The organism is Rubricoccus marinus (assembly GCF_002257665.1).
Lineage (GTDB): Bacteria > Bacteroidota > Rhodothermia > Rhodothermales > Rubricoccaceae > Rubricoccus > Rubricoccus marinus.
Window position 1 is genome coordinate 2,882,272 of the sequence record NZ_MQWB01000001.1, and the last position, 8,044, is coordinate 2,890,315.

General features: G+C 71.0%; 9 protein-coding genes. 2 read left to right on the plus strand and 7 right to left on the minus strand.

Translation table 11 applies throughout. The annotated features are described in order from the left end of the window. Positions 1–116: 116 nt before the first annotated feature. The 3 genes from BSZ36_RS12120 to BSZ36_RS12130 are packed head-to-tail and all read right to left on the minus strand — an operon-like array spanning position 117 to position 3,738. On the minus strand, positions 117–749 hold the full coding sequence (locus tag BSZ36_RS12120) for a response regulator (RefSeq protein ID WP_094549300.1): 633 nt from the start codon (positions 747–749) through the stop codon (positions 117–119). Then, positions 746–2,509 carry a PAS domain-containing sensor histidine kinase gene (locus BSZ36_RS12125; protein WP_094549302.1) on the minus strand — a complete coding sequence of 588 codons (1,764 nt, stop codon included), beginning with the start codon at positions 2,507–2,509 and terminating at the stop codon, positions 746–748. Before BSZ36_RS12125 ends, BSZ36_RS12120 begins: the two co-directional genes overlap by 4 nt. An 11-nt stretch (positions 2,510–2,520) precedes the next feature. Continuing rightward, positions 2,521–3,738 carry a cysteine desulfurase family protein gene (locus BSZ36_RS12130; RefSeq protein WP_094549304.1) on the minus strand — a complete coding sequence of 406 codons (1,218 nt, stop codon included), beginning with the start codon at positions 3,736–3,738 and terminating at the stop codon, positions 2,521–2,523. 144 nt (positions 3,739–3,882) lie between these two features. Here BSZ36_RS12130 and clpX point away from each other — a divergent pair, with 144 nt between their 5' ends. Further along, a complete protein-coding gene (gene clpX, locus BSZ36_RS12135; RefSeq protein ID WP_094549306.1) occupies positions 3,883–5,139 on the plus strand; it encodes an ATP-dependent Clp protease ATP-binding subunit ClpX in 1,257 nt (418 codons plus the stop codon). A gap of 28 nt (positions 5,140–5,167) precedes the next feature. Here the strand turns inward: clpX and BSZ36_RS12140 are convergent, their stop codons facing one another. Genes BSZ36_RS12140 through BSZ36_RS12150 form a run of 3 tightly spaced genes read right to left on the minus strand, consistent with a single transcriptional unit; the run spans position 5,168 to position 7,310 of the window. Beyond that, entirely contained in the window at positions 5,168–5,566 is a 399-nt protein-coding gene (locus tag BSZ36_RS12140; RefSeq protein WP_094549308.1) for a hypothetical protein, read from the minus strand. After that, the gene (gene gluQRS, locus BSZ36_RS12145; RefSeq protein WP_094549310.1) at positions 5,563–6,615 is read right to left on the minus strand and encodes a tRNA glutamyl-Q(34) synthetase GluQRS; all 1,053 of its coding nucleotides are present in this window, start codon (positions 6,613–6,615) and stop codon (positions 5,563–5,565) included. Before gluQRS ends, BSZ36_RS12140 begins: the two co-directional genes overlap by 4 nt. Next, positions 6,612–7,310, minus strand: a complete 699-nt coding sequence (locus tag BSZ36_RS12150) for an alpha/beta hydrolase (RefSeq protein WP_094549312.1) — start codon at positions 7,308–7,310, stop codon at positions 6,612–6,614. The genes gluQRS and BSZ36_RS12150 overlap by 4 nt, the downstream gene beginning before the upstream one ends. Positions 7,311–7,423: 113 nt before the next feature. Between BSZ36_RS12150 and BSZ36_RS20100 the strand changes: the two genes are divergently transcribed. Beyond that, a complete protein-coding gene (locus BSZ36_RS20100; protein WP_094549314.1) occupies positions 7,424–7,582 on the plus strand; it encodes a DUF2256 domain-containing protein in 159 nt (52 codons plus the stop codon). Here the strand turns inward: BSZ36_RS20100 and BSZ36_RS12160 are convergent. Beyond that, positions 7,525–8,044: hypothetical protein (locus tag BSZ36_RS12160; RefSeq protein WP_179271168.1), on the minus strand; the 520-nt coding region annotated here is incomplete at its 5' end. The two genes, BSZ36_RS20100 and BSZ36_RS12160, sit on opposite strands and share 58 nt — an antisense overlap.

Consider the following 8,044-nt stretch of genomic DNA (forward strand, 5'->3'; position numbering starts at 1 on the left):
AGGCTGAGAAGCCCCCTGGGCGCGCCCTGTCCTCGCGTCGGCTCCCGCCCCCGCTTCCCGTCCGCGTCTGTCCTACAACGTGGCCTCTGGCGAAGCGCCTGCACTGAGCGCGCGGGTCAATCCACGAGGTCCTGCTCGATGGCGTAGCGCGTGATCTCGGCGTTGTTGGCCATCCCCATCTTCTGGAGCAGGCGCGTGCGGTACGTCGAGATCGTCTTGACCGAGAGCGAGAGCTTCTCAGCGACGGCGCTCACCGGGAGGCCCGACGCGATAAGCCGCATGACCTGGAACTCGCGGTCGGAGAGTTGCGCGTGCGGGGCCTCGTCGGGGTCAGAGTCCAGTTGGTCCAGCAGCGCCTCGGCCATGCCGGGCGTGAGGAACTTCTTGCCGCCCGCGACGCGCCGGACGGCGCTCACCAGTTCGGCCTCGGCGCTCTCCTTGGTGAGATAGCCAGAGGCCCCGGCCCGGACGATGCGGACGGCGTACTGGTCCTCCGGGTTGGCCGAAAGCACCAGGACCTTCAACTGCGGGAACTCGGCGCGGAGGTGTTTGACGAGGTCGAGCCCGCTGGGGCCCGGCATCCGGAGGTCCATGACCACGACATCGGGGCTGCGCTCGCGGAGGGAATCCAGGAGCGCGTCGCCGTCGGCGGTTTCGGCCAGCACCTCGATGTCGTCGGTCTGGCGAAGAATCTCGGCGAGGCCGCGGCGGACCACGGCGTGGTCGTCGGCGATGGAAACGCGGATCATGGGGGCGGGGGGAGCGGGAAGGAGACCAGAACGGTGGCACCCCTGCCAGGGGATCCCGCGAGGCGCAACGTGCCCCCGAGGGCGCGGGCGCGCTCGCGCATGCCGAGCACGCCCAACGAGCGGCGCGCTTGCAACGCGTCGGCGTCTAGGCCAACGCCGTCGTCGGTGACGCGCACGTGCAGGCGGGAGTCTTCCACCTCCACGTTGATCACCACCGAGGTTGCCTCGGCGTGGCGCGCCACGTTGGTGAGGGCCTCCTGCACGATACGGAAGGCCGCCGTCGCCACGTCGTCCGGCGCGCCGCTGGCGTCGCCAGAGGCCTTGACCAAGATGTCCAGGCCGGTACGCTCCGACGTGCGCTCGGCGAACCACTCCAGCGCGGTGACGAGCCCGAAATCGTCCAGCACGCCCGGGCGGAGGTCGGCGGAGATGCGGCGGACCTGTTGGATGGTCTCGTCGATGAGGCCTCTGGCGTCGGCGAGGCGGCGCTCGGCCTCGGCATGGCCGGGGAGCTGCCGCCCAAACCAGCCGACGGCGTAGCGAATGGCGGTGAGTTGCTGGCCGAGGGAGTCGTGGACCTCGCGCGAGAGGTGCGTTCGCTCTTCCTCGCGCACGTCCTGGAGGCGTGCCGCGAGCGCGCGGAGATCAGCTTGCGAGGCTTCCAGTTCCGCTTTGCTCTGCCGGATGCCCCTCTCGGCGTTGACCTCCGGCGTCACATCGCGCAGGATGGAGAGCACCTCGTCTGGCCCGTGCGGCACGATGCGCACCTCGCGGTGGCGCGCCTCGCCCTGGACCTCCACCTCGTAGCGGTACGTCACCGGCCCCGGCGCCCCGGCCTCGATCTGGGCGATGGCGTCCTTGAACTTCTTCGCCAGAGGCGCCGGGATCTCCTGCGGCAGCACCTTCCCGAGAAGGGCGTCGGCGGGGAACTCCGTGGTAAACACGGGCGGCACGTGGAAGGCGAGCACGAGACCATCGCGGCGGATCCGCGAGATCACGTCCGGCAGCGCGCCGAGCAGCGAGCGGTATCGGGCCTCGCTGTCGCGGAGCGCGGCCTCGGCGCGCACGCGCTCGGTCACGTCGCGCGAGGTGATGATGGCGTACGGCTCGCCGTCGGCGCCCACGAGCGCGCGGCCTTCGGCCTCCATGTTCAGGACTTCGCCCGAGGCCATCCGCACGCGGTACGAGACCGACCGCGACGTTCCCGGCGTCCCGATGGCTTCGAGAAAGACGCCCATCACGTGCGGCACGTCCTCTTTGTGCAACATGTCAAAGGCGCTCGTGCCCCGGAGCGCCTCTGGCGCGTAGCCAAGGTGCTCCTCCGTGGCGGGGTTGGAGTAGACGTAGCGGCCCTTTTCGTCCACCACGGTCACCACGTCGCGGGAGTGCTCCACGATCACGCGGAAGCGCTCGGCGTCGGCGCGCCAGAGGCCTCTGGCGCGGGCGCGCGCGACGGCGCGCTCGGTCTCGGCGCGGCTCGCATCGGCCTCCAGCACCTCGCTGGCGCCAGAGGCCAGCAGAGCGAGCTCGTCCTCGCCGCCGATGACGACCACGCGCGGCGTGCGCCCGGGGCCCCGCAGCCACGCCGTGAGGTCGTGGGCGGACGGGCCGCCGGGGGCCGACGCCCGCATGACGCCGATGCGGCGAGGCGACGCGGCGACGGCCTCGCGGAACGCGTCCCAGGTGCTCACGACCTCTCCGTCGCACGGGACATCCCCGAGCAGGAGTGGCGGCAGGTGGTCGGGTGGAGGATCGGTCACGATCCCCCAATCTACACGCCTCGCGCGCGACGAACGACGGCGGCCAGCGCGCTAGAGGCCGCGTCGATGTCGGCCTCGGTGGTAGTGCGGCCGAGGGAGAAGCGCACGGTCGCGGCAGCCGTCTCGCGCGGGACGCCCATCGCGAGGAGCACGTGGCTGGGCGTGAGCGCACCGCTGGTGCAGGCGCTTCCGGCGGAGGCGTGGACGCCCGCGAGGTCGAGCCCAAGCAGGATCATTTCGCCGTCCAGGGGGCCGTGGGGGCCGGGCGGGAACGAGACGCTGAGGATGTGGGGAGCGGTCGGGATTGCGTTCTGGGGATCGAGGGCGCCAGAGGCCTCTGGCGAGGACGGGCTCTCCCCTTCCGTCGCATCGGCGGTGTTGAAGACGGCCTCCGGGAGCGCCGCGCGGATCTGGGCCGCGAGCCTCTGGCGCAGGCGCGAGAGGCGCGCATAGGTCTCTTCGCGCTCTTGCTCCGCGAGTGTCAGCGCAGTCGCGAAGCCGACGATAGCGGCGACGTTTTCGGTCCCGCCGCGCCGGCCGCGCTCCTGTGCCCCGCCGTGCACGGAGGGCGCGAACGCGGTCCCCGCGCGCACGAACAACGCGCCGATGCCCTTGGGGCCATTCACTTTGTGGGCGGAAAGCGAGAGCAGGTCCACGCCCAGCGCGTCCACCGCCAGAGGCAGCAAGCCAGGCGCCTGCACAGCGTCGGTGTGCACGAGCGCGCCAGCCCGGTGCGCGTCCGCCGCGATCCGCGTGATGTCCGACACGGCGCCCACCTCGTTGTTGACGAGCATCGCGGAGACCAGCCCGGTGGTCTCTGACGTGGCTGCGGCGAGGCCCTCCGGGTCCGCCGCGCCGCTCGCCAGAGGCGGTACGACCGCTACGGCGTGCCCGGCCTCGCGCCACGCCTCGGCCGTGCGCAGGATGGCGTCGTGCTCCGCAGCGCTCGTCACGAGCCCGGTGCGGGCCTCCGGCGCCAGAGGCCCGAGCGCGCCTCGAAGGGCGGCGTTGTCGGCCTCGGTCCCGCCCGAAGTGAAGAGGACCTCGGCCGGCTCGCAGCCCAGGACGGCGGCCACGGCCTTCCGCGCGTTCTCGACGGCCACGCGCGCGCGCCGCCCCGGGCCGTGCTGGGAGGACGCGTTGCCGTACTCCTCGCGCAGCCACGGCAGCATGGCGTCCAGCGCCTCTTCGCGGAGGGGCGTCGTGGCGGCGTGGTCGAGGTAGGGCATCTTGCGGGCGGAGGTGTGCCCGCAAGATCGCGCCCGCCAGAGGCCTCTGGCGAAACGCGCCGCTCCTCGCACCCTCCACCGTCACCGCCAGAGGCGGGGCCTTAACATGTGCCCCGCGCTTTCCCACCCACGGCTCCCCGTCAGATGGTCCCGGCCGACGACCTCATTCGCTGCTCGTTTTGTGGACGCACCGCCCACGAGGTCTCCTCGATGGTGGCCGGGCCGGACGTGTACATCTGCGACCGCTGCATCTACGACGCCAACGGCATCGTGCGCGGGGACATGCAGCCGTACCCGGCGCCGGCGCGGCGGCCGTTCAACGCGCGGAACAACCGGCTGACGCCGCGCGAGATCAACGCGGCGCTGGACGAGCACGTGATCGGGCAGAGCCGCGCCAAGCGCGCGCTCTCGGTCGCCGTCTACAACCACTACAAGCGCATCGAGGCCGAGGAGCATCTCCACGCCTACGACGACGTGGAGATCGAGAAGAGCAACATCCTGCTCGTGGGCCCGAGCGGTACGGGCAAGACGCTCATGGCGCGCACGCTCGCGAAGGTCCTGGACGTGCCGTTCTCCATCGCCGACGCCACGGCGCTGACCGAGGCCGGCTACGTGGGCGAGGACGTGGAGAGCATCCTCAGCCACCTACTCCAAGCGGCCGATTTCGACATCGAGCGCGCCGAGCGCGGCATCATCTACGTCGACGAGATCGACAAGCTGGCGCGCAAGGGCGACAACGCGAGCATCACGCGGGACGTGAGCGGCGAGGGCGTGCAGCAGGCGCTGCTCAAGATGCTGGAGGGGACCGTGGCCGGCGTGCCGCCAAAAGGTGGACGCAAGCACCCGGAGCAAAACCTGATCTCCTTCGACACGCGCCACGTGCTGTTCATCTGCGGTGGCGCGTTCGACGGGCTCGCGCCCCTTATCGCGCGGCGGCGCTCGCACTCCGCCATCGGCTTCAACGCCGGGGGCGTGCGCGTCGAGGCCGACGATCCGCACCTGTTCCGCGACGCCCGCCCCGAGGACCTCATGCGCTACGGGCTGATCCCGGAGCTGATCGGGCGGTTGCCCGTCATGGCGCCGCTGGACGGCTTGACGGCCAAAGACCTCCGCCGCATCCTCACGGACCCCAAGAACGCGCTCACCAAGCAGTACGAGAAGCTTTTCGCCATGGACGGCGTGGAGCTCGTCTTCGACGACGACGCGCTGGATGCGGTCGTGGAAAAGGCGCTCGCGCTCAAGACCGGCGCCAGAGGCCTCCGCGCGGTCTTGGAGGAGTCCATGCTTGGCCTCATGTTCGACGCGCCAGAGGCCAAGCCTTCCACCGTGGTCCGCGTCACGCGCGGCGTGGTGGAGCACGGCGAGGCGCCGATTTTGGAGGAGCGCCGGGCGGCGAGCTAAACCTTACAGGGCCTCTGGCGCGTCGCCTCTAGGCCCGCGTAGACTGCAAGAGGCGAAGCCTGTACGTGGCGGCGCCCGCGCGGCAGTCTCCCTCCCAGGCGTCCGTCCCGGTGTTCGCGAGATCGCACCGCAGCGAGCGCCGCGTGGTGTTGGTGACCGGGAACTGGTCTACGCGGAAAATGAGGCGTGTGCCCGCGCTCCGTGCGTCCGTGCCCATCGCGCGAGCGGCCCCCGCGATCAGCGTTACGCGGACGCCCTCCTCAATGATGAGTTGGGCTGGGATGGCGGTCCCGGCGTCAAGCGAGAGGAGCGTCCCGCGCCACGTCCCGAGCGGGGGCGGCTCCGAGACGCCGTTGCCCGAACTCGCGCAGCCAGCGAGAGCGAAGAGGAATGCGAGGGAGGCGATGCGCATGGCGGGGTGGGTCATCGGTGAGAGAGCGTGCGGCTGAGAGTTCGTGGGACCGCGACAGGATCGGGACGGACCGCACCCCACTGCCAGTCCTGTGCGAGGGCCTCTGGCGCCAGAGGCCGCGGTTCGGGGATCTGGCCGAGCGCCCACGCGAGCCAGCCGAGGACCGCCTCTGGCGAGGCGCCGGCGTCGCGGATCTCGCGGAGCGACACCGCGCCGTCGCGCTTGGAGAGCTTCTCGCCCGAGCCGTTGACGAGCAAAGGCACGTGGGCGTAGGTGGGAACGGCGCCGCCGAGCGCTTGGAGGAGCAGGATCTGCCGCGGCGTGGAGTCCAAGAGGTCCATGCCACGCACGACTTCGGTCACGCCCATCGCGAGGTCATCCACGACGACGGCGAGCTGGTACGCGAACACGCCGTCCCGCCGCTTCAGCACTACGTCGCCGACGGCTCGCTGCACGTCTTCGGTCACGCGCCCCACCACGCGGTCCTCGAACGTGACCGGCGCGCCATCGACGCGAAAGCGGAGCGCGCAGTCGGGACGGGGGCCGAGGTCATCGAACCATTCGGGCGCGAGGTCTGCAGGACGCCAGCGGCGCGGGTACGGCGGCAGGCCCGCCGACGCGCCAGAGGCCGCTCCGTGCGGCGCGCTCGCGAGGGACTGGAGGTCTTTCCGCGAGCGTCGGCATGGGAACAGCAGGCCTCTGGCGGCGAGGTCCGCCAGCGCCGCGTCGTAGAGCGCGCTCCGTCTGGATTGCCAGTACGGCCCGTGTGGCCCCACGTCCTCGCCAGAGGCGGGGTCCGGCCCTTCGTCCCAGTCCAAGCCGAGCCAGCGTGCGTCCTCCATCTGGCGCTCGGCGCTTCCGGGCACGGTGCGCGGCCCGTCGAGGTCTTCCACGCGCCACACGAAGCGCCCCCCCTTGGTCCGCACGCTTGCCCACGATGCCACAAGTGCCAGAGCGCTGCCCAAGTGCAGATCGCCCGTCGGGCTCGGCGCGAAGCGCCCGGCTGCAAGGCGCTCGCCAGAGGCCTCTGGCGGCGTACCGGACCGGGGCGGCGCCGGGCTCACAGCGCCCCCAGGCCTGCGAGGACGCGCGCGTTGAGGCGGTGCTCACCCGAGAAGGTGATCGTCTGGTAAGGGATGCCCGCTTCGCGGAGCGCGGTCTCCTGCGCGATCACGCGGCCCGGCGTCGCGACCGCGTCACGGTCCCCGGCGATGATGTGGAGGTCGGCCTGCTCCAACCATGGGCGCTGCGCGCCGAGGTCGAGATCGGTCGGCACGCGGCCGCCCCAGAGGATCACGCGGTTGGCCCGGCGCGGGCGTTGGGCCACGAGTGCGCTCTGCTCCAGCCAGCGCATGATCGTCGCCGTGCCCTGGCTGAAGCCGAACCCGACCAGGCGAACGCTAGCGAGATCGACTCCCGCGCGGCCACAGGCTTCGGTCATCACCGCGTCCAGGTAGCGGATCTGGTCGGCGACCTCGCTCTCGCGGTTCTCGCGCGTCATCCAGCTCGCGCCGACGCGCTGGTAGCGGTCGTCCAGGTAGAACTTGCTTAGCGCCTCTGGGACCACGATCAGCCGCTCGGCGCTCGCCAGCGGCTCGAAGTGCCGCGCCCACCGCGCCGCGGATTGGCCGTAGCCGTGACACGCCAGCCACACCTCGCGCACGCCGCCCAACGCATCTGCCGTCAGGTCCTCTGGCGGGGGGCCGCCCAGCGTGAGGTAGCGGGCTGTGCGGAGGGTTTCGATCGAATGTGTCGTCAACGCGTCGCGGGCGGGTTCAGGCCGTGAACCCGTCTGCCCGTTCGGGGTTTTCCACTCCCCGCTCACGCAAAGCGGCCTCTGGCGCGGGTCTGCGCCAGAGGCCGGATCATCCGATGGCCCACAAGAAGCCCCACCTGCCCACGAAGACCTGCCCCGTGTGCAGGCGGCCGTTCGCGTGGCGGAAAAAGTGGGCCCGCGATTGGGACGACGTCGTTTACTGCTCGGAGCGGTGCAGGAGGGAAGCCGCGGCGGCGCGGAAGCGCTCGGCGTAGGCGGTCTTCGTCTCGGGCTGCTCCAGTTCCTCCGGGCGGTCCCGGCGGTACATCGTGAACGGCTTGTCGCTGCGGAGCGTGAGCGTGAACTCCTCACCCGTGGCGCGGCGCACGAAGGTGCGCTCGTGAAGGATGTAGTTCTCCGAGTCGGCGCGGCTGCCGATGACCTCGAAGGTCCAGAGGTTGTCGGAGTACGGTCCGTCCTCCACATCTAGCTCCAGCACGGGCTCGACAAACGTGCCACCCGCGATATCGTCGTTGGTGATGACGCCGCTCTGGTAGCGGGTGGTGTCGGCGGTGAAGCCGGCCTCGCGGTACACGGTGTCGCCCTCGCGCATCGCGCGGATGCGGCCGACCACGAGCCCGTCGTCCTGCGTGAGGTCGAACGAAAACTGGAACTCGTAGTCCGCCTTGATGCGGGCATTCTGATCCACGAGGATCGTGTCGGCGGAGAAGCTGGCC